The following is a 24141-nucleotide window of genomic DNA, read 5'->3' on the forward strand; positions in this document are numbered from 1 at the left end:
CTTGCTGTTCAAGGACTAATCGAACAGCTCGCTCCCGGACTTCTGGGGAATATCGTTTTGGTGAGTTCATAACTCCATCCTCTCAAGATATGGAGTCTCCGGTAAAGCCGGGGCGGTTCACCGGCAGGATTACGTTCGTGACTACTTCAGGCAATGCATATACCGAGCAATTTCAATATAGCATGTGGCATTCCTTTCTTGACTCGCTTGTTCCAGGAGGAAGATCGCTACCCAACAACATGCTACCGAGCGTTAGTGGGGCTGGTGGCAGGGATCGTTTGCCCAGTGGCTTCTTTGATAGGAACAACAAATAATGCAAACTCTTTTCAAGGCTGCGCTGATCATGGTGGCAACAACCATGCCTTTGTTTGCCAATGCTCAGGAAGGCGCCAATGAACCCGCGCATCAGCTTTACGGCGGTCATGATGCTGGCGCGCTACTTAGCAAGTCGCTTATGGTGACCAGCCAGCTAGATTGGCTCAATGCCTGGTCGCTGAACCTTGGAGGCAATCCACCAGAAGATTTGCCCCAAGGCTATATCGGAGTTCTAGTCTTCGCGTCCTACCCAGGACACCTCATAAGCCTTCATCCTCTGGACGACAGCTCATCTTTGATGATTCGCTGCCATCAGGCACCGCTGCCCGACAGCCGTAGCTACATCGCCCCCTCTGCATGGGCAGCCGGGATGTTCCGTGCTGATAGCGTGACGCTGGAGGATTGCCCATGATAGCCGGCAGAATGGATGCGCTGGCACTTACCGCCATTGCAGCCGGCGTTGCGGCCGCTACACCTTGGGCTGTCGGCACCTTCCCAGCATGGCCTGCTGGCGTCCTGGGTTCGCTGGGGATGGCGCAGCTCACATGGAGCCAGGCTATGGCCAAGCTGCGCCAGTACGACGAGGATTCCCGAGAGGGCTTCGTGCTGCCTTCAGACGAGCCAGTAGATGATAAGGGGCCTTCCTTACATATCGGCCTGACCACCGACAAAAATACTCGAATCAACATGCCCGACATCCTCGGGCAGCGACACACTGCGATCGTGGGTCAGTCTGGTGTGGGTAAGACTACTCTTGGTGAATATATCCTCTGGCAGCAAACTGCGCGTGGGCGCGGATGGCTATTCATTGACGCCAAGATCGATCGGGACACTCGGGATCACCTAGCGTACATGGCCAAGGTGACAGGCCGCGAAGATGAACTCTACATTATCGACGTGTCAGACCCCGATAACGCCAATACCTATAACCCTGTTCTCCACGGCGATCCTGATGAGGTGGCATCGCGGCTGATGAACCTCATTCCTTCTGCGGAGAACAATCCAGGCGCCGATCACTACAGGCAATCCGCCAATCATGCACTCACTGTCATCATTGCCGCTCTGCAAGCCTCCGGTCAGTTATATCACTTCGGAGATCTATCAATTCTATTGCAGTCCGATAGAGCCCTTGAAAACTTGGAGAGAATGACTCCTCAAGGGCCTGAGAAGAGGGCGCTATCGATCTTCCTCGATCAGTTCCGTACCCGTACCAAGGAAGGGACAAAAATCGACCTCAACCGCATGAAGCAAACGCTGGGCGGGATGGCAGGCCGGATTGCACTGTTCGCCCAGGGTAAGTTTGGAAAGGTCTTCAACGTTTATGCCCCGGAAATCGTGCTTACCGAGATTATTCGTAAGGGCCACATGCTTTATGTCTCGCTTCCGACGATGGGAAAGGACACCGCAGCCCTCAACCTAGGGAAAATGATCGTCTCGGACATTCGCTCTGCTGTTGCCTACATTCAGGATTTACCCAAGGGCGAAAGGCCAGAGCATTTCATCGCACTTCTGGATGAAATGGGTGCTTACGTAATGGAAGGGGTAGGGCGTCTCTTCGAGCAGGCGCGATCGGCCAATATCGCACTGATTCCAGCCTTCCAGTCCTTCAGCCAGCTTAATCGAGTCTCGCCAGACTTTGCAGACATCGTGATACAGAACACTTGGAACAAAATATTCTTCAAGTTCGGTGCGAAAGACAGCCCTGAAGAGGCCGCAGAAATACTAGGTAAAACCAAGCGTTTTCAACGTACTGTCTCAGTCTCGGCTAACCAGGGAGAGAGTGCGCAGTATTTGAGAACCACCCCACAATCCAGCATGTCCGATGGCGGCGGCATGGGTGAAAGCTGGCGCGAAGTTGAGGAGTTCAGGGTAACACCGGATCAATTGAGAGCCATGGATATGGGGCAAGCGGTCATGATGATGGGCGCTCGCATGTATCATTTGAGAACGCCAATGATCAACTACCCCAAACACATTCCTTCATTTAAGGTAATAAAACGCAAGATGAAGATGCCTGCCGACAAACAGGCGCTTAACTTCGAGGAACGGCTAAACGAGTTTCTTACAGCAACTGTTTAGGGGGTAGTTATGATTACAGTGTTATTTTGGGCGACAATCGCCATTTTCGCTATGTTGCTCTTAGGAATTCTTCCGGGAGTAAAAGAAGTCTTTAGGCCGCTCATGGACATTATATCCAAGGGAACCGGCGAGGTATTGAAATTCGCTGGGGGATATATTCTTTGGCTTGCCAAGACGATAATTCATGCCCATATCGACCTTGTTATCCACTTATGTCATAAGCGCTCATACTTTGACCCAGCAGAAAAGATGAGAAAATAGCCGCTTCATGCTGTACGATTGAAATCGTCGTATGGTATTATTACACAACAGTAAGGTAATTGCGTCGATCGCTGGGAGGTCGAAATGGCTAACAATAATCGCAAAGCTCGCCGCCAACGTGCGATCGCAGCCCGCCAAAGTGCCGCCCGGAAACCCAAGGGTTCTTTCGTAGTCAATGAGCTTCAACACTTGATCGGTGCAGAAGAAGAAGATGTTGTACGTGCCGCTAGGTGGAGAGCCAAACAGAACATATACGTATTTCTGATGGTGAACTTAGTAATAATTCCAAGCCTATTAATATTTACCTATTTCACATGGGATAGTGCCCCTGGCAAAGTGCTTCCCTTTATTTGGGCAGGGTATGCTCTGGTTCTTATATTCCAGACCAGGGCGATGTTGAGGTTCAAACGGATCATTAAAAATGCATGAAGAAAGGCCCCTCGCAAGGGGCCTTTTTCTTATGGGCGGGTGCCCATTAATTCTCGCGGATCAATATCTGACCCTTGGTTAGGGGAAGGCTCTTCCGTTGATTCAGAACCTCGACGCACCTGGCCGCGATTGATCGTAGCGGCCGTAGCATTCTGGGTTGAGCCATTATTGGCCTGAGAATCGATTTGCTCTTGAGTAGACGGCATAGGAGAGCTGGCCGACTCAAATTCGCCATCCCCTCCATACGTGTAATATGCATGCCCTCCTTCACGCTCAACAGCATAAACTGCCTGATTGTTCTCGTAGTAGGTTGGAACGAAGGTGTCATCTCCGATCTGTATATTGGATCGTTCGCCTCCGGTAATGAGAGCATCCGCATTTTGTTGGTCAGCGGCATCGATCGCCCTACGATCAGCGACAGAAAAGCTACCTCCTGTATCGATCACATGATAAGCATCTGGCCTTTCAACGTCCGCTTGCGCATTACCTTGGATCGTCCCTAGCCGTTCGCTGGAATCAACCGATAGTGAACTTACACCGCCTCTCTCTATCGGTGTGGTGACTTCAGTTGCCGTTGCTGCTCGTGCGCCCACATCGCTTGTATTTGCGCCGACACTGCCACTTACAGCATTCTCACGCCCGGCAACTTCAGCACGATCGGTATTCTGTCGCTGTTCAACCTCACCTCGTAGATCATTGGCATCGCTACGCATAGCCGAAATAGTCTGTGGGCTGGCGGGAGTAGGGATCGAGCCACTGCGACTTGCAACATATTCCTCGCGTGCTTGCTGTTGAACCTGGACAGCTTCCTGATAATCGTTTGAGGCCGCATAGAGCATAGAGGCGCGGTCTTCACCGACCCGCCCCTCAAGTACCTGTCGAGATTCGCTCTGGGATACTTTTTCTGAATATCGGCTGCCGTCTTGACCTACAACTTGAACTGCACCATTTTCAGAGAAAGATAGCTTCCCAGTATCTGATTGGCTCAGGCTCATAGATTCTTCGGTCGTGTCTTGGCTAGTGTCTGAACCACGGACCCCGACTTCGCCCTGTACAGATGTCCTTGCATAAGCGCTAGCACCCGCATTAAGTGAAAGACCAACCTCTGTTTTACCCCCAGCTTCGATTGAGGCCTTTCCGGCCGCATGCGAAGTAACATCATTAATTTCCCTTTCCGATAATCCGGCCTGCTCCATAACTTGCCTAGTAGCAGACAGCTCAGACATATATTGTTGCCCTTGCTGATCCTGAGACATCCTTGACCAGTCAACCGAGCCGTCAGCTACAAACCCTTGGTCTTGGGCGTATTGGGTAGCCGATCTGAAGGTATCAGTCATCATATTCTGGGATTGTTGGCTAAATGACTGTTTCGCTTCTTCTGTTCTCTGGGTCGCTTCACTAAATGCCTGCGACTTAGATAGGCTCTCCCTCATGTCTGCCGCTCTTAGGCCTACGTTCGTATCCTGCCCGCTCATATTCGTAACTTGAGATGCCCCAACGCCGACATGGTGTGCCGATACCTCTTCCCCAGAGCTGTAGCGGTGAGAGGTTTGGTGAGCATTCATGTTCGCGTTGTTCATGCTTACCTGGCCAGCCGAGGCTGCACCTGTAGACATGTTGTTCGCTGCTGTCGCCGCTTGTTGACTACCAGATGCCCTGTCCAGGACAGAAGTGAAGGCGTAACCGCTACCAGATACTAACCCCCACATGATGGCGGGTACTAAGGTGGACATAAAACCTGAGGCCATTACCATCTTGTCCGACATATCGCTAACTGCGCTCATATTGGCCATGGTGAGACCATCAGCGAGGTATCCCGCTGTCTGACCCTGGAAATAGAGCATCATGATGTAGTTCACGATTGCGAGCCCTGGCCACCATAAAATGAGCCAGGTCATCACCTGGGCATACGAGGTGCCCATCTTCTTGCCTAAGCCGGGGACCAGCACCGCAGCAAACACAATCGGCGCCAGCCCAATCACGAATGCCTGAAGGATAGCGAAGAAATAGCCCGCCATATCCCGGAAGAGAATAGCTGTGCTATACCATCCAGATTGCTGGGCACGTCGAGCCTGCTCCATATTCAAGGCTGAGATCAGCTCGTTGGAGCCTGTGGCCATTGCTGCGTATTCATAGGTGCCAGAGTACATTTCTGCGATTGCGGCTTGTGTGGCAAGCCCTGTGGCGTCCTGAACGGCACTCCCACCTGAAGCCCAGCGAAACGAATCATCCAAAGCGGCTTGTGCGAGCGCTGTTGATCCTGCTGCCTGCTGAAGCCAGAAAGGGGATGCTTCCCTCATGCCGTTCAATAACGCGGGAGCTGCAGTCTGCAAACGGTTGTCAATGCTCGCGTAGGCCTCGTCACAAGCCTGCATGCCACCATTTAGATCGGTCGAGTCATAAACGACGGTATAAACTGCCCGGTTCAGGTTATTGCCTAAAACCCCCCATGCATTTTGTGAGGTAATTAGCGTCACCGGGGAGATTTTGCCGCTAAAAATATTCGGCAACGCACAGTCATTCATGAAACTTTGAATGCTTGATCGCAGGTACGGATCAGTCAGGCGAATCTTCTTCATGTCATTCAGCATGCTTGCCGCCATGCCAACGGGAGCCCCCTTTGAAATACGTAGATTCTCGAAGTTTGGCGTCGTGAAGTTAGTTTCAATGCCGTTTGTAGCCCACATCCCTATCTCTGAGATGACAACAGCAGGAAGACCGATGGCTGCCGGAACGCCTTCAATTCGTTGAATGAATTGGGGCGACCCAACGCCATCCCACACCATGTCTTCAATAAGAATATCGACCTTCAAAGAGAACAGCATGTAGACAGTAAGAATCATGCCGGCAAAATACATGGCCACCTTTTGCAGACTTCCACCCAGGATTCCCGTAAAGCACATCGCAAGGAAGCCGGCCATCGCCAAGAACAGCGCCAAGTTCCTGAACCCAGGGTTTGAGTCAGGGTCAGTCAGGCGTTTAATCGCCTCCAGTATTTGCGCCAGCGCATAACCATTGCCATAGCCATAAAATGTCCAAGTGTCACCACTTGCAGGCGTCATGGTCTCTGCGATTGCTAGCCCCGGAACAGCGACCAATCCAATAGCTACAAGGGCAGGAACAAGCCATTTCATCAGTCCACCTCCCGAGCCATATCACGAGCGAAATCCATGCCGGATAGACCCATGGCATGAAGATTTCGCAACGTGGCGCGGTTGATCTTGTCAACCTGGCTCATTATGTTTTCCTGAGTCTCAGCCATAAGGTTAATTTGCTGAGCCTTCTGGGAGGTCATGACAACTAGCTCATTCTGGGCCTCGCGGAATTCGCGCAAGATCTCACCCGGCAAGGATGATGTCATCGATGTCTTAGCCGTTGCCTGGACGGCATAGCGAATGTACTCAATGGAGATCATGTAAGACAGAATGGTCGAGTTACCAACTACTAGGTCGTAGGCAAGGTCCGGGTAGGTCGCTGCAACATTAACTGCTTGATAGAGCGGGAAGGGCGCTGCAGCAATAATGGCCTTTTGAGAAGCGGTCAGCGGGGTGCCACTGGCAACGTTCTTAACCGCACCTTCCAATTCCATAATCACCGTGGTCAAAAAGCCGTGGCCTAGTGATATATCCTCAACCTTTGCTTTGTTCGGGTTCCAACAGTCTCTCAGATCACTGTTGCTACAAGTATAAATCTCGGCGGCCTGGCCTGAGGCGCCTGACCATACCTTGTCCTCGCAAAAGCTGTTCACGAAGTCAGCGTATTCAATGACGGTCGGCGAGGCTTTATCACTTCCGCACAGGAATATGTCCAGCATCGCATCGGCAGTTTCGATGGTTGGCGAAAAGGTGTTCGAGTCGCCACTACCCCCTTTGTTGCGAACCTCAGTACCAATCCAACTCATCAATAGCTCGGCAAATATCTTGTTCTCTGCCCCCATGTTGTTGCTGCCATCTCGCCCAGGGGCAATACCTGCTTCTTGAAGGCCTAGCCATGTGCGGTTGCCATCAAGCTCTAAGGCCAGTGCGCGATCCCCGGGATTGTTGCTGAGGTGGTCTCGCACTTCGCGGCCCGAATCCGATTTGCTATCACAAGTGTCCTGCTGGGCTGCCAGCCAGTCACTTTCCACGCCCTCAAACATCCCTACCGAACTACACCATAGATTCCCTAATTCGCCGGAGTAGTCAGGGAACCCCTCAACCAGTGCGGTAGCAGCCTCACAGCTGTCCTGGGATAGTTTCGCCGCCGCCTGTGCCATGCGTTGTGCGAACTCAAGCACATCCCCACAAATAGGGCAGAGCTGTTTGAGCGCGAGCTGGAAGGAGAGGGCTACAACCCCTTGGGCGATTTGCTCCAACATCTGCTGGATCTGCTCACTGTCGATATAGGAGAAGCCACCAAAATGCGCGTCGATGCCATTGCAGCCTACGTCTAGCCGCGGCGGGTCCATGTTGACTAGCGAGTAGCGGTTCTGAGAAAACCGCATGGTCAACCCCCCGGCCGTGTATCCATGCCGTGTCCTGGTCTCAAACGACGCCGCGCTGTTTGAGCTACTGAAGCCGCCTCCGGCACTGGATAGCCGGTCAAACGCATTTTCGAGTGCGTTGGCTTCAGCCAGGCTTGTGGTAGCCGTTATCGACATTCCGCTGATCACGGCTGTTGCCACCATGGTTACCAATTTGTTTCTGGAGAACATTACTCAACTCCTTGGGGAATGCCGGCGCCGAGGCCACCGGATGACCGTTCCAGCATGTCGGGGACGCTGAAATCAACGGGAGGACTCGTGCCATCACCAACCGCCTCGAGGCCCTTTTCTGCTGCTCGTTGGATAGCACCAAAGAAGACCTCAATCCTCGAGGTAATCCGCTGCGCTGCTTCAACACCACTGGAGACGCGGAACCAAAGATCATCCTGTGGCAGGTAAAGCCAGAGGTCCGGTACCGCTTCGACGGCAAGGTGGCCAGCAGCCTCTACTGAGCGTCCTGTGGTATCGCAGCTGTTCGAGAACTCTGGCATGCACCCCCCATCAAGTGGGGCGTTGTAAATGGTGAGCCCAGTACGTCGTTCGAGCTGCCTCATAACTGGTTGCATGTCATGACAGAATTGGCAGCTAGACCGGGTAAACCAGACGAGAAACCCATTCTGGTCATCTATCTCTTCCATGACCGCGTTGCGCTTGCCATCGCGTGCTCGTGACGCTGCACGAAGCCCAAAGGAGGAGACGGGGCTATGTACGAGGGGGTTGAGGTCCTGGTTTTGGATCTGATTCCACTCCCACATCCTCGACATTGTGATGGCTTGGTCGACGGCCCATCGCATATACCGCTGAAAGGCCTCGACTGTCTCTGGATTGTTGGGGTTCATCACAGACTGGTTAAGCAGCATGTCGCGCTGCTTGGCTTGAAACTCGAAGCTCCCCTCTGGGTCGACAAAACCACAAGAGGGCTCCCACTGTTCTGGGTCCGTACAATCCAGCTCCTCTTCAGACGCCTTGGCCATCGGTATCTCGACTGGGGGCTCTTCGGGCTCTTCTTCCTCATCATCATCTAAGTGCCCCCAGAACCAACCGCATTCGCGAGCATTATTGCTATCAAGACAGGCTTGCCCTCGGTCCCCACCAGGCTGGGCTATAGCGGTCCAACTCAGCGTTAGCAAAAGCGCCAGCATTAGCTGCAGAAATGGCGCCGGCAAAGGGCCAGCGGTCATGTGTTTCATAGCACAAGGCTCCGTATCAATATCGCGGCAATAGCCCAGGCCAACAGCACGGGCCAAAATTCTGAAGTGCCGCCATCCCACAGCTTCAGGGAATGGCGTTTAGCGGGGTGCCACACAGGCACTCCCAAAGGGGTGCCAGCATCTCCAATGACGTGAGAGAGCCCACCAACCGAGAAACCAAAGAGAAGGGCGGCAAGCAATGGCGCATCAGGTAGCCAAACGGCCGATGCCACTGCCAGCCCTAGCCAAGGGAGCAACCAGTGGGTCACAGTCCTATGGGGTATGAGCGTGGCTGGACCAATGCGGATCTCCAGCCAGTCAGGTGCCGTTGATCCAGGCAGCGCCATCGCCGCCAACGCCAGCGCAGACATCCCGCCATAAAGGGGGGTCATAATCGCACCAGCCGATGCGCCAAGCGCCAGGCCGAATAATCGATGAGCGTTCCCGGTCAAGCTGCCTCCAAATACCTGTGTCATGCACGCGAAAAAGCCCCAACTCCACAAAGGGATGGGGCTATGGAACGTTAAGCATGTTGGGATTGCTGTCGCTGGATAATTCGGCGTCGCTGTGCGATCGCTCCCTTGAGCCGAGCTGACAGGTGTGCATCCAGTTGAGCGCTATTGACCCAGCGTTCGGCCGAAACCAATCGCTCAACATCTGAGTTTTCAATCTCCGCTAGAATCGCTTCGGGCGATGCCAAACGGTGACCGTTCGATACCCGCTGCTCTGATGGCTCAGGCTCTCCTCGAGAGAGAAGCACTGAGGATTCCACAGCGGCGTTATAGGCAGCATTTCCATCATCGTCCGGGCCTTGAGCAAGGCCTAGAAGAGCCATCAACCCATAGCGACGTGCATACGTCTGGGCTGACGCCACACCATGGCTATCAAGGGTCTCAACGGGCATCTCACAGTAAGAGCCAATGTACTCCCCAGAAGGACCATGAATGAGCATGGTCTCCATCACCATAGCCCCCACTGTTCCGGGCACAGGTGCCTGAACCAGTGCAATTTCAAACTTATTCAAGACGGCACGAATGCTGCCGATTATAATTGCGAGGCTTGCATAGCGGTTGTCGTACATCGGATTCGTAGAATCCGGTGCGATCAGACCACCAAGCTCAGCCTGCACTGAAGCCAGGGCTTTGCCGATTCTGGCGATCGAGTCACTGCGATTCATAACGTGCTCTCCTCTCATCCCCCAGGTATCGGGGTCTCATGAGGGGTAGGGGCGCTACTGACAGACAAACGGGAGGTGGTATTGAGATTACCGAGAGGAGTGGCAACGCCGCTGAAGTGACACGATCCAGCGGATAAATCAAACAAACGTTTAATTTAAAAGAAAGTAGGGAGAAGTGATGCACCACGCAAGGGAACTAGAATCATTCCCTAGGCCCCATATAACCTTAGTCTCAGAACGAATAACAGATAATAAAAGCAAGGCTGGTTATGGAATGACAGATAGGGCGGTAACTTTGGACCCTGTGCTCAGAGCCTTGAGCACAGAATCACCGCCCGGAGGCATGCTATCCACGCTAAAAAGCGCCAATGCCACAGGAATGCGCTTCAAGCGAGGTAGAGTGAAATGACCTAAGTGATCAGTAGCTGCTTGACCCAAACAGATTCAGCAAATATATAAAAATGCATCCTTCCTCCCGAATCCCATCATGCTGAAAATGAAAAAACCCTCCTGACAATGGATGTCAGAAGGGTTTGAAGGGTTAAGCAGCTTTGCTCTTGCGGGGAAATCCCGTGAGCCCACTACTGGTGTACACATCAGCCCAATCAACGCTCACATCAGTTGAGCTGGATGCATCAGGGATCTTTATCGAAGCTCGAATCCCTTTCTCTAAAAGCCGAGCCTGGAGCACTTCCGCTGCGTCCTGACCAGCCTTGCGTCCTTTCCTGTCGGGTAGGTCACGATCAGCCCAAATAACGACTTCCGTGACACCCTCAGGCGGCTCGAACGACCTCATTAGGGAAGCTGACAGTACCGGCCAGACAGGCATTCCCGTAGCAGCCCGAATAGCTAGCGAGGTCTCAATACCCTCAGCCACACCGATAACGCCGGCTGTAGCTGTGCCTAAGCGAATAGCACCACCGTGGACATCACCATCCTTCACCACAGGGAACAGCTTTTTAGCCTTGCTCACAGGCGCCTTCTCTACCACACCATTTTCTGTGCGGTTGAGATACGTCCTATGCATCGTGACAGGCTTTCCAGCCGCATCCCTGACAATGGTTATCAGTGCAGGGTAGTAGCTAACCACTTTGCCTTTCTCGATGTAGGCCATCCTAGGGTGGAGGCGTGCCTCCGTCTCGAGAACGCTAAGCATCGGCTTTACAGGCAACCCGCGGAACTGCAAGTAGCTCGCCAGCATGAAGCGACCTTCGCCTCTTCCCAGGGGTAGAGCTTCTTCCCAGCGCTTGCGCAGCGTTGGCCGGATGTCCTGCTTTTCCTCGACCTGCCGTGGCGGTGGCCGTGATACTGTAGGCGCCAGCGGCTCAACGGATTGTTCACCGAGAGCCCCCATTACCTGCTCCAGTATTTCGGGAAGAGCCCAGCCTTTCAGCTCTTTCAACAGGCTAAAACCATCCCAGTTACCGCAAGTGCAAATGGCCGTACCCCGTTGCTTGAAGCCGCGATCGAGGCGGAAGTCTTCCTTGCCACCATGTATCGGGCAATCGATGTGATGTCCCGGGTGGGCAATTGCATGCTCCAGCTCGGGGCACAGTGCCTGAAAGACCGTATCCCATTGACCTTCCGCGACACGCTTCACATCAGCAATTTCGTACTTGTTGCTATTCCTCATGATCTGCTCCTCTCTCATTTCCGGTCACCCGGATCTCACAATTAGATAGGGCGACCAGTGACGGCTATGAAGAGGTAGGGGAGACACTGCCACCAAATAAAAATGTTCCGCATGCGAAACAATGGCAGTTGGAAGTCCTATACAGAGAAAAGCCCCTCCCGATTAATCGGAGAGGGGCTTGAAGGGTGCCTAGTCGTTCAGTGTGTGGCTAAGCCGCGGAATGCGTCTTGAGCCACTTCTGTTGCCAGGCAGCTTTGTCCTGCTCACTAATACTTTGCAAGCAGTTGCCAATGAGGCGGGCCACAGCACGAAATGCACAATGCACCACTACTTGGCCCAGCAGTAACTCGACCAAGCATGGTCACGCATACCGAGCTATACGGAACTGCTTCATCACTTCGGGGCAGAGGGATTGCGGCGTGTGAGGCTCCCTATGTGATGGTTGCATGAAGAGCAAGGGGTAGAGCCGGATCACCAAGCAAAGCGGATCGACTCAGAGAAAAGACGTATTCAAGCGTGTCTCAGTTCTATGCCGTCCGCTTCGCTATCAGACCAAGTGCTGCAAGCCTGTTGGCTGTAATTGGAAACCCGTATAGAGGCGGGCACAACGTCCCACACCTCCGCACGACTTGCACTAAGCGCGGCAGCCGCATTGTTACTCAATACTGACAGAGAGGGACAGCGGCTACCTAACCAGGGCGATGTGGACAGTTACTTGAGTACGGTGCCCGGACAAGCAGCCTTGGTGACGGGGTTTACCAATTTCTTAAATCGCCAGCATGCCACCACACTGACCCCTAGGGTGGATGAGAAACGGGCAAGAAAACGGCGAAAAGAAAAGTTGGCTCGCACCATGATTCAAATGGCTAAGTGTACTGATCAAGGGGAGGAGTGGAAGGAACGATGGATCGTCACTACCATGGAATACTGTCATGACAAGAAAGTATCTAAAAAAGCACTCCGTCAACAGACCATAGAGCATTCAGGAGACGGGGTTCGGGTTAGCATGGAGGGCGTGAGCTACTGGCTGCCTATTGTATAAGAGTAAAACGTTAGCTCTGCTGTTTGTCGTTAGGTGCGCTATGGGGGCCGCCCCGGCCTTTTGGCCGGAGCGGTTCAGTTAAGGGAATTAAAGCATACCTTTTAGCTCCCCGTAGTCTCCTCCAACACGCAAGACCACGGTCACGTCGTTGTCATTGCGGTTACGGAAGAACCAGCCGTGGTTGCCGGTGAAAGCAGCTTCCAGCTCTCCCTCATCTTCGGGTACGCCACGCCCCTTCTCGTAGCTGATGGAGTTCCCATTGCCATCGCCGTGGGTGTCAAAATTAAGTGGCCCGCCGTCGGACGCCCAAGCGAATGTCGCGACAGCACCTTCTTCCATCGTTAGCTTATACTCGGTACCTTCACCCGGCGTGAGTGTGAAGGTCACCTCATCACCCCATGCCGCAGTTTCTTCAGTTGCCTGGGAAGGTGTCTCCTCAGCGGCAGGAGCGTCAGCAAGCGCTACGTTTGCTTCAGTCTGCACCATCTCTTGGTCTTCTGGTAACGAAGCGGCTACCTGCTCCGTCTCTACGTTTGAAGTTGGCGCAGCAGTAGCGGTTGCAGCCGAAGGTTGGCTATCACTAACGGCCTCTTGAGGTGCAGCGGGTTCAGAAGCCTGTTGGACACTGGCTTGGTCGAGCTCGGCTTCCTCAGCCAACTGGGTCTTGATTTCTCCCATCTCCGTCAGCCCCAACAAGCGCCCAGCGCCGGTCGGGTCAATGGCATACTCAGCAGGTAGCACGACGCTGATCAGCAAAGCGACGGCAATAACGACTGCCATCAACGTAGAGCGAAGTAACTTACCCGTTGACGGCAGTTCGGCACGGGTTGGAAGATCAGTGTTATACATTGGGGACTCCTTCAATTAGGCAATGAAATAGCCGGTCAGTTGATAACCTACCAGCATAAAACCAGCACACATCATGGCGACGTTGGCGGTATAGGCGTGGCGTAAGAAGCCCGTAGTGCGTCGCCAGAAGCCCATCACAATGAGAATGGCGCTCAATGCCAGTAGCTGGCCGATCTCTACGCCTATGTTGAATGCCAGAAGGTTAGGGACGAGACCATCGGGCGAGATATCGTACTCAATGATCTTGCTCGACAGGCCAAAGCCATGAAACAGACCGAACACCAACGTGGCTACCTTGGTGTTGGGCTGAAAGCCGAGCCAGCGCTGATACGCACCGATGTTATCGAGCGCCTTGTAGATAACGGATAGCCCGATGATGGCATCGATCAGATAGCTATTGATGCCGATATTGAAGTAGACCCCGAGAAGCATGGTCGTCGAGTGACCGATGGCAAAGAGGCTGACGTAAATAGCGATATGCTGCATTCGGTAGAGGAAAAAGATGACCCCTAACAAAAACAGGATGTGGTCATACCCCGTTACCATGTGCTTGGCACCGAGATACATAAACGAGATCAGATTAACGCCATAGATCTCTTGGATGTAGCCCTTGTCACCCTCAGCAACCGCGTGAGCAAAGGCCTCGCCACTGGCACCCAGCAGCATGAACAACAGTGTTAGAAAGGCTAAGGCGTGGCGTCGTGCCATCATAGGCAAGCCGAGCGCACCCCTTACTTGGGATGGAAACATGCAACCTCCACGGGTCTGTCATTAGTGTTGGCCATCGGATGGATGGCCCCAGTCATCAAGCGACGACTGGCCGTGGAGGGCGCTCCAAGCGGTAGACACGACGCAGGGGAAAAGCGCGTCGTTCGCCTAGCCGCATGGCATGACGAACGTTTGGTGCGATGGCAATGTTCGCCCCCAAGCGATCCGCTTGTTCGTGGAAGTGACTGCCGCTCTCATGAGAGAGGTGTCGACCGTCATCGTGTTCATGCCCATGGGTATGCCCATGGCCCTTCTGAACACTCTCATGGTGAGATGACTCAACGCCAACCATGCTCATTGCGCCATGCGCACTCGCTTCGCCCACACTGGTAAGCACCAGGCTAGGCAAAAACAGCAGTAGCAGGGTCAGATAGCCAAGACGGTGGCGCAGCCGATTGAGCATTTAGAGCAACCAAGACAAAAATTGACGATAAAAAATGTAGATAACAATTTGCTTACGCTGTAGCTCCGCATAGCACCAATAGATTATCATCCCCTCCAGGGGGATAGGAATAGAATAAGGAAAAGAAAATGACAATACATACACACCAGTCACATCCCGATATCATCAAGCGCTTAAACCGGGCTCGGGGACACCTTTCGAGCGTGACGCAGATGATAGAGGATGGTCGCCACTGTCTAGACATTGCCCAGCAGCTTCATGCGGTTGAGAAAGCTATTCAACAGGCCAAACGTGCCTTGGTTTTAGATCATATCGATCACTGCCTAGAAGATGCCTTGGGCTCTCAGGATCAAACGCAGCGGGCGCGGACTGAAGAGTTCAAGGCCATTGCCCGCTACCTGTAAATGCATCTAAGCTCCCCTCACTTGAGGAACGCTCTATGCTCGATGTACTCGCCCATCGCGTCTATCGCCATCTCTTTTTCGCTCAGGTCATTGCACTGATTGGCACCGGTCTGACCACCGTTGCCCTAGCGTTACTGGCTCATGATCTTGCTGGGGGGCAGGCGGGTGTCGTACTAGGCACAGCGCTGGCGATTAAGATGGTCGCCTACGTGGGCATTGCTCCACTGGTGGGTGCTTACGCCTCACGCCTACCTCGACGCACGTTGTTGGTTAGCCTCGACTTGCTGCGAGCAGCCGTGGTTTGCGCACTGCCTTTTGTTACCGAAGTGTGGCAAATCTATGTGCTGATCTTTCTACTCAATGCTTGCTCAGCAGGCTTCACTCCCGTTTTCCAGGCGACAATACCGGACATCCTAGAAGACGAAGAGCAATACACACGAGCATTATCCCTGTCACGCCTTGCCTACGATTTAGAGAATCTTCTTAGCCCGATGGTGGCCGCGGCATTGCTGATGGCGATGAGCTTTGATGTCCTGTTTGTACTCAACGCCCTGGCGTTCGTGATCTCTGCCTCACTGGTTATATCGGTGATGTTACCTGAGCCACAACCACTAGAGGAAATTCCCGGTGTTTGGCGTCGCGTTTCTCACGGCATACGGATTTATCTAAAAACACCTCGCCTTCGCGGTCTGTTGGCGTTGAACTTGGCGGTCTCAGCCGCCGGAGCGATGCAGATCGTCAATACGGTAGTGCTTGTTCGCTCTATGTTGGGGCTTGGCGAGAAAGAAGTAGCTTTGGCCTTTGCGGCCGCAGGTGGGGGCTCCATGCTGGTGGCCGTACTGCTACCTAAGGTACTGGATCGATTGCCTGAACGACCAGTCATGCTGTTGGGTGGCGTTATCATGGCGCTCAGTCTCTACTTGGGCTGGCTAGGCCCATCGTTTGCGGGACTTGTCGGGCTATGGTTGCTACTGGGTGCAGGCGCTTCGATGGTCATGACCCCTACAGGGCGCTTGCTCAAGCGTTCGTGCCAGACGGAGGATCGTCCAGCGCTATTTGCTGCCCAATTCTCGTTGTCACACTGTTGCTGGTTGATCACCTATCCGTTGGCAGGCTGGCTGGGGATAAACCTGGGTCTGACGGGAACGTTCGCTTTGCTCGGGACAGTAGCTTTAACGGCGACAGGGCTTGCGATGCTTACTTGGCCTCGTCGAGACTCAAGAGAGATTGCGCATGAGCACTCGCCTATACGTCATAGCCATCTTCACTATCACGATGAACACCATCAACACGAGCATGAAGGGTGGGAGGGGCCGGAACCTCATAGCCATCCCCACCATCATCCCAGAAATGTGCATCGGCACATATTTGTCATTGATAACCACCATACACGATGGCCTTCGTGACACATTAAGGCTGACAAGTTAATAGATGCCTATTAGGTTAAATCACTACGGGTGATGCCTACTTTACTGAAGGCATTCACCCCAGAAGCTTCGCAGGGAACATTTTCCTTCTTGGGCTTAAGGTGCTTGAACGTATCGGCGATCCCTGGGCAGTGGCCAGCCAATTACTCAGCTATCTTGCTGCTGGTGTGGTGTTACCCCCACGTCACACTGACCACTAGACCGTTGGGCGTGCGATTACTAAGCGTAAGGCGTGCGTTTTGGCGCTGGGCCAACTCCGAGACAATCGATAAACCCAATCCGCTGCCGGTGGTGCCCTGGCCAGAATCGCCTAAAGCGCTCAGTGACGTTATCCAAAAGTGCCTCGGGGAGTCCGGAGGACGAGCAAACGCACATCAGCGACTTACACATTTGGTCGATTGGCCCCAATATCCACGCGGCGATTGTCGCGCTCGTCTCACACAGCCCAGAATCGCCTGATATTTACCTGCAGCGCATTCAAGCTCGATGCCCGTCGTTAGTACACATTACAGTCGAACCCCAGCTGTCTCACTGATCCAAAGAAAACTGACAACGGGATGAGTTAACCCTTTGAGCGATGTGAGCCAAAACCTGAAGGCTCAGATTGAGGAGTAGCCCGTTCGAATTATGGCGTTGCGGCAGGTCTTTTGTCGGGTCGGCGACATCAATGTGATCGGCACCTATCTGAGCAACAATCCGGTCGAGTCGTTGCACGATGGGCTGACCCACCTTCATATTCAAACGTACCGCCGACCGCCGCCACACTGTCGGAGTGGCGCTTTCCAAGCGCCGAATGCTCAGCGGAGACAGTCTTGGCGTCGCGTCTGATAGGCTCCCGGCGGTGTATCCCTATCATAAAAGTCACCTCCTCCGGATCAAGGGCTTGGCGCTGCTTGCGTAGGCGTCTGGCAAGCCGGACAAGGTACTTGTGCTCGGTGTTCATGTTGGCTCCAATCAGGGCAGTTGCGATCTATTTCTGCGTCCATACGATGATCGGGATGCAACAAGCTGCCTTCGACCCGCGCCATATAGTGGATTTCATGACGAGATTTTTCATGTCGCTAACATCACCCGGTTGCGCTCCTGATTTTTGGATACATACAGAGTCGGCGGGTTATACAATTATAGTCTTTCACGATTTAATAGGGTGGTCATTTCAGTCCTCTCACCCCGCCGAATCGGCTGGTGCCAGCAGCACAGGCTGGCCATCTTCCCTCCTGCGCAGTGTGCCCGTCAGCCGGAGATCGTGCCGAGAGGGATAGGCAACCTCATGTACCACTGGCAAATTGATCATGCCGACAGCGCGACGAATGACTTCGGTTTCCACGCTCACGAGTAGGATCGGCGTCTGCCTGCCTGTGTCGGAAAGCGCCGTGTTCGACTTCCAGAGGCGCAGGACCTCGCGACTCTTGCCGTCCTGTGCGGGCCGCACCATGGTCAATACCGAAAACTGGCCATCCTGCAGTCGAGGGATCACCGGCAGCGCCTCGGCTGAGACTGCCGGATCGAGATAGCGTGGCAGGGTCTGCAAGGTGAGGCCATCGGCGCGGACCCAGCCAGCAGTGCTCGCAGCTGCCTCGAAGGCAGTAGAGGTTCCCGTCCATTGCAGCGAGAAGGGTTCTTCCGTTTCACCCACCAAGTCGGTTCTACGCACCGGGAGGGTTTGCCAGTCTGCGGTAAGCCAGGCATCGCGGGAAATGACCTGCACAGGTGTCGGGGGCGGCGTGTACATGGCCACGGCCTGCGGCAGAGCGCGCCATGAGTGCCAGGCTCCAAATCCGAGGAAAACGAATAAGGCCAGCGCGATCGCCATACCTGGCCGGGCCTTGCGTAGGTCTACGCGACGAAAGGCCAGCGCAAAGCATAGCGTAAGCCCGGTTCCCAGCAGCATGCCGCCGACGACATCCGATGGCCAGTGGGCCGAGAGATACAGGCGCGAGGCGGCGATGATGCCCACGACCGCGGCGAAGGCCATGGGCATCACCCTGCGCCAAGGTTGTGGTAAGCCGAACCAAGCAAACCAGGTAAGCAGTCCCATCAGCGTCGCGGCCCCCGTGGCGTGGCCGCTCGGGAAGCCGAAGACCTGGGCGCCCTCGTAAAGTGCCTGCGGACGCGGTATCGCCAGTCCCGCCTTGAGGAGCGTGGCAAGTCCTGAGGCAATGGCGATGCTCAGTACAACCCCTAGGGCGAGGTGCCACTGCCTGCGCAGCAGTAGCCAGCAAGTGACCGCTGCAGACGAAGCGATGATGACATAAGCGTCACCGAAGCCGGTGAGGAAGGCGACGACTTTATCGCCCGGTTCGGTACGCAGGTGGCTAAGGGCTAGGCTAATCGACTGATCGGCGACCGCCAGCCCGCTCCGCTCGGCCACCTCTTGAGCCAGAGTCGCCAAAGCGGCGGCAACAAAGGCTAGCGGGACACCAATCAGGATGAGCGGTTGTAGGTCATGCGAGGGCGCGAGAAGTGACATTGCCAAAGTGCTGACACGACCCTCGCCACTTTTCCGCAATCGCCCGATAAGCCGCAAACGCAGAGCCTCAAGGGCTGGCACGCCCCTGGTCAGCATCAGACGAATCAACAACACAATGGCGAAGCCAGCTCCGAAGATGATGCCGACAAGCACCACCAAACGCATGCTTGCATGCCCTACCAAGCTGAGCCCGAGGCCAGCCACTGCACCGGGGAGGATGTGAGCAGGAGCCCATATGATTGCTGAAGTAATATTTGCCGCCAGAAAGCGAACAGGGGCCATGCCCGACACTCCTGCCATGACGGGTATCACTGCTCGCACGCCCGGCGTAAAACGAGCGATCAGGATACTCTTGCCGCCAGGCGTTGCTGGTATGGATGAGGTTTGGCCGCCCCCTTAGCGGCCATGCCGTAGTAATACCATCGCGCCAATGATGACCGACCCAAAAGGACAGCCCATCTCCTGCGATTGCCCCAAGGGTCGTGGCGATCAGAATTGGCCATAGCGCAAGATGCCCGAGACCAATGGCGGCACCCAAGGCAACTAGCAAGGCGGTTCCGGGAACGAGGGCACCGATAACGATGATCGATTCCGAAGCCGCGAGCATGAAAGCCGCAATGACCGCAACCCACTGGTGTTGTTCGAGATACGTCGTCAGCGATGCCATCATTTCCGTGAGCCACATGTCTTTTCCCTTGTCTTGAAGTGATCGAGTCGGAGCTTACGATGCACAGGCATACACACGCTCCCACCTCACGCTAACCTCAAGCCCACTAGGTTCACGGTTGGTGAGGGTAAGAATGGCTTGTTGGCGCTGGACTAACTCCGAGACAATCGATAAACCCAATCCACTGCCGGTGGTGCCCTGGCCAGACGCGCGCCTAAAGCGCTCAGTGACTTTATCCAAAAGTGCCTCGGGGAGTCCGGGGCCCGTGTCTCTCACCGTGAGCTGAGGCAAGCCCTCCCAAAGCGCTAACTCTACCTCTACCTGACCGCCTTCTGACGTATAGCGCAAGGCGTTATCCAATAAGTTACGAAACAGAATCCCCACCTCGATTTCGTCGGCGCGGACCTCCAGCCGGGTTAAGCCTGTTAGCCTCAAGTGCTGATCTCGCTCTTCAGCGAGTGGCCACAGCTCAGCTACCAGTTCAGCAATAATAGGATAAAGATCGATAGTGGCCGATGAGGTTGTGGCCACTTGATCCAATCGAGCCAAAATAAGCAGTTGTTCTACCACCCGCTGAAGCCGTTCCACACCTATATAAGCCTTTTGTAATGATTGCTCTCCTCCCGCCTGCGCGTTATCTAGGTGAATCCTCAGTGCTGCTAAAGGGGTGCGTAATTCATGGGCCGCATCTGCGGTGAAGCGCCGCTCGCGCTCTAACGTTTCTTTCAGCCGGGCGATAAAATCGTTTAGCGATTGACGTAATCCATTAAGCTCTTGAGGAACAGGATTATCGATTTCACTTAGGTCGCGGGCAGAGCGGCCTTGCACCTGACTAGAAAGCGCTTGGATAGGGACAATCCCCCGCCGGATAATACGGCTCATCAGCCAAAGAAGAAGAGGTAGCAAAAAAAGCATCGGCAATAAATTATTCCAGGTGATGCGCTCGACTACTTCATCATGAAACGAACCTCGCAGCCCCATGCTGATCCAGGTATCACTGGCAACATCGAACATGCTGAAAACCCGCCAGCGATGACCATCGTAGCTTTCCCAGCGAAAACCCTCCTCTAAAGGCGAGGGGAAAGGCCCTGCATCACTCCATTTGCCCCCTAACAACCTGGGTGAGCCATCTGAATTCCAAAAACCCAGCACTAATTTAAGCTCTTCCTCGTGGTAAAGCTTGGGACCTGATTCAGAGCTGCTCATGGGGACTGCTTTACCGTCACGATATAGCTGAGCCGGATGTTCTGGTAGGCCCATGCGTGAAGCCAGGCGAGCATAGTCATCAATGGTCGCGTTTGGATCGAGTTGACCAGCCACAATCCGGCTATGCAGACTGAGCTGTGTATCGAGAATTTCTTCTAGCTCGTGATCGGTAATTAAGTAAGCCGCGGTAACGGCCACGCCCCCAGCGACAACCATGGTAATGGCTAGCGTGCGAAGCAGATAATGCCGTATCGATCTCATTGCGCGTGGCTATCCAGTCGGTAGCCAATCCCCCGCACGTTAATAATCAGATGTTTTTCAAGCTTTTTACGCAGATGATGAATGTGAACTTCCACCGTATTGGACTCTACCTCTTCGCCCCAGCCGTAAAGCAAATTTTCTAAACGAGGCCGAGATAGCACCCTGTCCGGGTGCCTAGCGAGCTCTAGCAATAAGGCATACTCGCGCCGACCCAACTTTACGTCTTTGCCCCGCCAACTCACCGCATGACGCGCCTCATCAATACTCAGCGCTCCCAGTGTCAATATCTGCGAAGCGCGCCCCTCAGCGCGTCGCATGACGACACGCAAACGGGCGAGTAACTCCTGCAAATTAAAAGGCTTGAGCACATAGTCATCCGCCCCCGCATCTAAACCGCCAATACGGTCTTCCATCGCATCTCGGGCCGTCAAAATCAGAATAGGTAGAGTGGATTGCTGACGGAGTAACTGCAGTACCTGCATACCGTCCATATCGGGCAGTCCAAGATCCAAAATAATCACACTGAAGGTCTCGCTGCCGATAGCACTGATTGCCTCGCGCCCAAGCATAAACCAATCGACCGTGTACCCCTCGCGTTCCAGCGCCGTTTTAATGCCATCCCCAAGCAAGGGATCATCTTCTATTAGCAGTGCACGCATGCTGCTCCCCCAATCTACAAACCGCTATCTTCGCCACTAAAACTTAAGCTTTTCTTAAATACGGCAACGTATCCCCCACAAAGCATACGCATCTGAATTCAACCTGTAAGTCAGCCACCCTTTTTTGCAAACCTTTTACGCAGCTTAACTCTTCTTTAAGTTACTTAGGCTCAAGCTGCTTCTTTCGCCATGGGCAAAGCCAAAGCAGCGCCTTCACTGGCGGTCATTTTGAATCTGCCCTGTCGCTACCGCGGGCAGGTCATTTTCTATTAACTGAATAGAGCGCCAGAGTATGCACTTACTAACACTGATTAGAACAAACTATTATTTAAAAATAATGGCCCGTTTTGTAGAAAAAAGAATGAAGCGATTTTTACTCGGAGGTATACGGTATATCGTCAAAGCGCCTGCACCAGAAACCATTAATAACCTTGTGGGCATAGAAAAAATTCTCATTATTCGCCCCAATTTTCGTCTGGGCAACGCGCTAATCAGTACCCCTGTCATCGATGCTTTTCGTGAACGTTTTCCTTCCGCGCGCATAGATTATTTAGCGACGGATAAAACATGGCCACTGTTGCAGCAACGTCCTGTTGATCATTTTCATTTACTGTCGAGAACCGCCATTCTCCGTCCCTGGCAGTGCGTGACGCTATTACGACGCTTACGGGCACAACGCTATGATCTAGCGGTACAAGTGAGCGGAGGTTCAACGAGCGGCTTTATCGTGACCCGGTTAATAGGAGCACGGTACAGCATGGGTTCAGGTAAAGGTCACCAGCGCTGGTACAACATTGAGGCGGAAGGTAAGTCATCACATGCCTATGATGCCATCGTCAATTTGACACGCCCGCTCGGCGTTGCTTGCCATAATCGGCCACTGCTCCAGCTAACGGATCAGGAAGGCTATCAAGCCATGACGAAGATACGACAGCTATTCAGTCTGCATAGCGACCACTCATCAGATACAGACTTTATTGCGATCTTCGTAGGCGGGCATCAAAACAAACGTTGGCCGTTGGCATTTTGGCTAATGCTCATCGATGCCATGGAAGCCTGCAAAATACGTTATGTCGTTTTCCTTGGACCGGAGGAGTTTAGGCTTCTAGCCCCTATTGAGCAGCGCTTGATGTCATCACTGTATGGTAGCTTATGCCCGCCGCTTCCTATTCGTCACTTTGCCGCTGTTCTAGGGCGAGCGCGGTTACTCGTGACACCAGACTCAGGGCCTATGCACTTAGCGGCAGCACTCGATGTCGCCACCATTTCCCTAGTACGCCAGAAAAAATCACTCGCCTTCGTACCACGAGAAGCCTATGACACTATTCTGTGGCGCCCAGAGATCAGCACGGTAATAGACGCTATCAGCGCTAATCTTGACGGACAAAACGCAACCGCTCCCGTTCAACTGGCCTCGGCAACAAACCAACCAACACAGTGGGTTAGAACACCACCCAGCGCTGCCCCTTTGCATTCTAGCTACTGAATTAAAGCGCATAACTGTTCGTTAAGTTTTGCGCTTTACAGTGACCCTACTGTTACGTTATCGAGAGTACTGTCTTGCCTATTTCAACGACGTCAAAACCTAATGGCACGGGTGTCAAACGCATCTTCCGCGCTTCTATTAATGCAGTATCGGGTTTAAAAGCTTGCTGGATAAATGAGTCTGCATTTAGACAAGAGGTGATGCTATGCCTCGTCCTTTACCCTTTTATATTTTTTGTTAATGCCACTTCCGTAGAAAAAGCATTGCTGTTTTCTTCACTCACCCTTGTAGTGATAGTAGAACTCATTAACTCCGCCATCGAATGCACCATTGACCGTATTGGACTAGAACATAACGAACTTAGCGGGCGTGCTAAAGACATGGGGGCTGCCGCCGTCATGATGACCCTTTTTATGATGATGGGTGTGTGGCTATGCGTGCTGCTCTACTAAATGTTCTCAAATCCGTAGCATCCGTATGGCTTTTATTTCTAATCGTCATGTCGGTCTTCAGTATTTTAAACATAGATTTTACGATAACTGACGTTATATATCGCTTTCAAGGTAATGCCTGGACGTGGAAAGATGCCTTGATTACCCAAGATGTTCTTCACACAGGCGGTAAATGGCTAAGCTTAGCGATGGGTTTAGTCACACTCCTCCTTTTGATACTAAGCACCGTTGTAACTCGTTTTAAAGCGTATCGCATGCCGCTTTTATATCTTTTTTCCGCAACGCTTCTTTCTACGCTGCTTGTCGCAACGCTTAAACAACTTCCTGAATCCGTGAGACCGGCCCCCAGGAATGCTTCTAACCTACTGAACTGCATGGCAATATAGCGAATATCGCCATTCACCCAGACAGTGCCATGCCCAACGTCAAGTTCCGCGCCAG

At 53.4% G+C, this 24141-nt stretch carries 22 protein-coding genes; 9 read left to right on the forward strand and 13 right to left on the reverse strand.

The features are described 5' to 3' along the window. Window positions 1-313: 313 nt before the first annotated feature. The 4 genes from HZS80_RS22000 to HZS80_RS22015 all read left to right on the forward strand — a co-directional run bounded on the left by HZS80_RS22000 (window position 314) and on the right by HZS80_RS22015 (window position 3084). On the forward strand, window positions 314-727 hold the full coding sequence (locus tag HZS80_RS22000; protein WP_035561844.1) for a hypothetical protein: 414 nt from the start codon (window positions 314-316) through the stop codon (window positions 725-727). After that, on the forward strand, window positions 724-2394 hold the full coding sequence (locus HZS80_RS22005; RefSeq protein ID WP_101146467.1) for a type IV secretory system conjugative DNA transfer family protein: 1671 nt from the start codon (window positions 724-726) through the stop codon (window positions 2392-2394). Before HZS80_RS22000 ends, HZS80_RS22005 begins: the two co-directional genes overlap by 4 nt. Window positions 2395-2403: 9 nt before the next feature. Further along, window positions 2404-2655 (forward strand): hypothetical protein, encoded by a 252-nt coding sequence (locus HZS80_RS22010; RefSeq protein WP_179917333.1) that lies wholly within the window; start codon window positions 2404-2406, stop codon window positions 2653-2655. An 84-nt stretch (window positions 2656-2739) separates the two neighbouring features. Further along, window positions 2740-3084, forward strand: a complete 345-nt coding sequence (locus HZS80_RS22015; RefSeq protein WP_113270628.1) for a hypothetical protein — start codon at window positions 2740-2742, stop codon at window positions 3082-3084. A 29-nt stretch (window positions 3085-3113) separates the two neighbouring features. On the opposite strand, the gene HZS80_RS22020 is transcribed toward HZS80_RS22015, so the two are convergent. The 6 genes from HZS80_RS22020 to HZS80_RS22045 form a co-directional block, all read right to left on the reverse strand. Next, a complete protein-coding gene (locus HZS80_RS22020) occupies window positions 3114-6218 on the reverse strand; it encodes a conjugal transfer protein TraG N-terminal domain-containing protein (protein WP_127061355.1) in 3105 nt (1034 codons plus the stop codon). After that, window positions 6218-7777 (reverse strand): conjugal transfer protein TraH, encoded by a 1560-nt coding sequence (locus HZS80_RS22025; RefSeq protein ID WP_127061357.1) that lies wholly within the window; start codon window positions 7775-7777, stop codon window positions 6218-6220. The genes HZS80_RS22020 and HZS80_RS22025 overlap by 1 nt, the downstream gene beginning before the upstream one ends. Then, window positions 7777-8796: a conjugal transfer protein TraF gene (traF, locus tag HZS80_RS22030; RefSeq protein WP_127061359.1), complete on the reverse strand. Its 1020-nt coding sequence runs from the start codon at window positions 8794-8796 to the stop codon at window positions 7777-7779. The genes HZS80_RS22025 and traF overlap by 1 nt, the downstream gene beginning before the upstream one ends. After that, on the reverse strand, window positions 8793-9248 hold the full coding sequence (locus tag HZS80_RS22035) for a metal-dependent hydrolase (RefSeq protein WP_179917334.1): 456 nt from the start codon (window positions 9246-9248) through the stop codon (window positions 8793-8795). Before HZS80_RS22035 ends, traF begins: the two co-directional genes overlap by 4 nt. Window positions 9249-9319: 71 nt before the next feature. Further along, window positions 9320-9973, reverse strand: coding sequence for an ERF family protein (locus HZS80_RS22040; protein WP_052703832.1), 654 nt, complete (start codon window positions 9971-9973; stop codon window positions 9320-9322). 541 nt (window positions 9974-10514) lie between these two features. Next, entirely contained in the window at window positions 10515-11606 is a 1092-nt protein-coding gene (locus tag HZS80_RS22045; protein ID WP_052703833.1) for a DUF7146 domain-containing protein, read from the reverse strand. A gap of 715 nt (window positions 11607-12321) precedes the next feature. Here HZS80_RS22045 and HZS80_RS23725 point away from each other — a divergent pair. After that, a complete protein-coding gene (locus tag HZS80_RS23725; protein WP_246362455.1) occupies window positions 12322-12648 on the forward strand; it encodes a hypothetical protein in 327 nt (108 codons plus the stop codon). Between the two features lie 87 nt (window positions 12649-12735). Here the strand turns inward: HZS80_RS23725 and HZS80_RS22055 are convergent, their stop codons facing one another. Genes HZS80_RS22055 through HZS80_RS22065 form a run of 3 tightly spaced genes read right to left on the reverse strand, consistent with a single transcriptional unit; the run spans window position 12736 to window position 14668 of the window. Beyond that, window positions 12736-13497 carry a hypothetical protein gene (locus HZS80_RS22055; protein ID WP_035561821.1) on the reverse strand — a complete coding sequence of 254 codons (762 nt, stop codon included), beginning with the start codon at window positions 13495-13497 and terminating at the stop codon, window positions 12736-12738. Window positions 13498-13512: 15 nt separating this feature from the next. Then, window positions 13513-14247, reverse strand: coding sequence for a HupE/UreJ family protein (locus tag HZS80_RS22060; RefSeq protein ID WP_094584646.1), 735 nt, complete (start codon window positions 14245-14247; stop codon window positions 13513-13515). Between the two features lie 55 nt (window positions 14248-14302). Further along, on the reverse strand, window positions 14303-14668 hold the full coding sequence (locus HZS80_RS22065) for a hypothetical protein (protein WP_035561818.1): 366 nt from the start codon (window positions 14666-14668) through the stop codon (window positions 14303-14305). A 128-nt stretch (window positions 14669-14796) separates the two neighbouring features. On the opposite strand from HZS80_RS22065, the gene HZS80_RS22070 reads away from it, so the two are divergent. Then, the gene (locus HZS80_RS22070) at window positions 14797-15072 is read left to right on the forward strand and encodes a metal-sensing transcriptional repressor (RefSeq protein ID WP_035561815.1); all 276 of its coding nucleotides are present in this window, start codon (window positions 14797-14799) and stop codon (window positions 15070-15072) included. A 35-nt stretch (window positions 15073-15107) separates the two neighbouring features. Beyond that, entirely contained in the window at window positions 15108-16478 is a 1371-nt protein-coding gene (locus HZS80_RS22075; protein WP_035561811.1) for an MFS transporter, read from the forward strand. 1186 nt (window positions 16479-17664) lie between these two features. Here HZS80_RS22075 and HZS80_RS22080 read toward each other — a convergent pair. From HZS80_RS22080 to HZS80_RS22090, 3 genes are all read right to left on the reverse strand, one after another. Then, complete coding sequence (locus HZS80_RS22080) at window positions 17665-19251, reverse strand: phosphatase PAP2 family protein (RefSeq protein ID WP_035561808.1); 1587 nt, start codon at window positions 19249-19251, stop codon at window positions 17665-17667. 439 nt (window positions 19252-19690) lie between these two features. Continuing rightward, complete coding sequence (locus HZS80_RS22085; protein WP_035561805.1) at window positions 19691-21103, reverse strand: ATP-binding protein; 1413 nt, start codon at window positions 21101-21103, stop codon at window positions 19691-19693. Further along, complete coding sequence (locus HZS80_RS22090; protein ID WP_035561803.1) at window positions 21100-21762, reverse strand: response regulator; 663 nt, start codon at window positions 21760-21762, stop codon at window positions 21100-21102. The genes HZS80_RS22085 and HZS80_RS22090 overlap by 4 nt, the downstream gene beginning before the upstream one ends. Before the next feature lie 361 nt (window positions 21763-22123). Between HZS80_RS22090 and HZS80_RS22095 the strand changes: the two genes are divergently transcribed. Then, a complete protein-coding gene (locus tag HZS80_RS22095) occupies window positions 22124-23248 on the forward strand; it encodes a glycosyltransferase family 9 protein (protein ID WP_235272582.1) in 1125 nt (374 codons plus the stop codon). A gap of 74 nt (window positions 23249-23322) precedes the next feature. Beyond that, window positions 23323-23700, forward strand: coding sequence for a diacylglycerol kinase (locus HZS80_RS22100; protein ID WP_217908915.1), 378 nt, complete (start codon window positions 23323-23325; stop codon window positions 23698-23700). Window positions 23701-23857: 157 nt separating this feature from the next. On the opposite strand, the gene HZS80_RS23315 is transcribed toward HZS80_RS22100, so the two are convergent. Beyond that, window positions 23858-24141, reverse strand: a 284-nt coding sequence (locus tag HZS80_RS23315) for a hypothetical protein (protein WP_218927810.1), incomplete at its 5' end; no start/stop codon positions are given.

It is taken from the genome of Vreelandella glaciei, from assembly GCF_013415125.1.
GTDB lineage: Bacteria > Pseudomonadota > Gammaproteobacteria > Pseudomonadales > Halomonadaceae > Vreelandella > Vreelandella glaciei.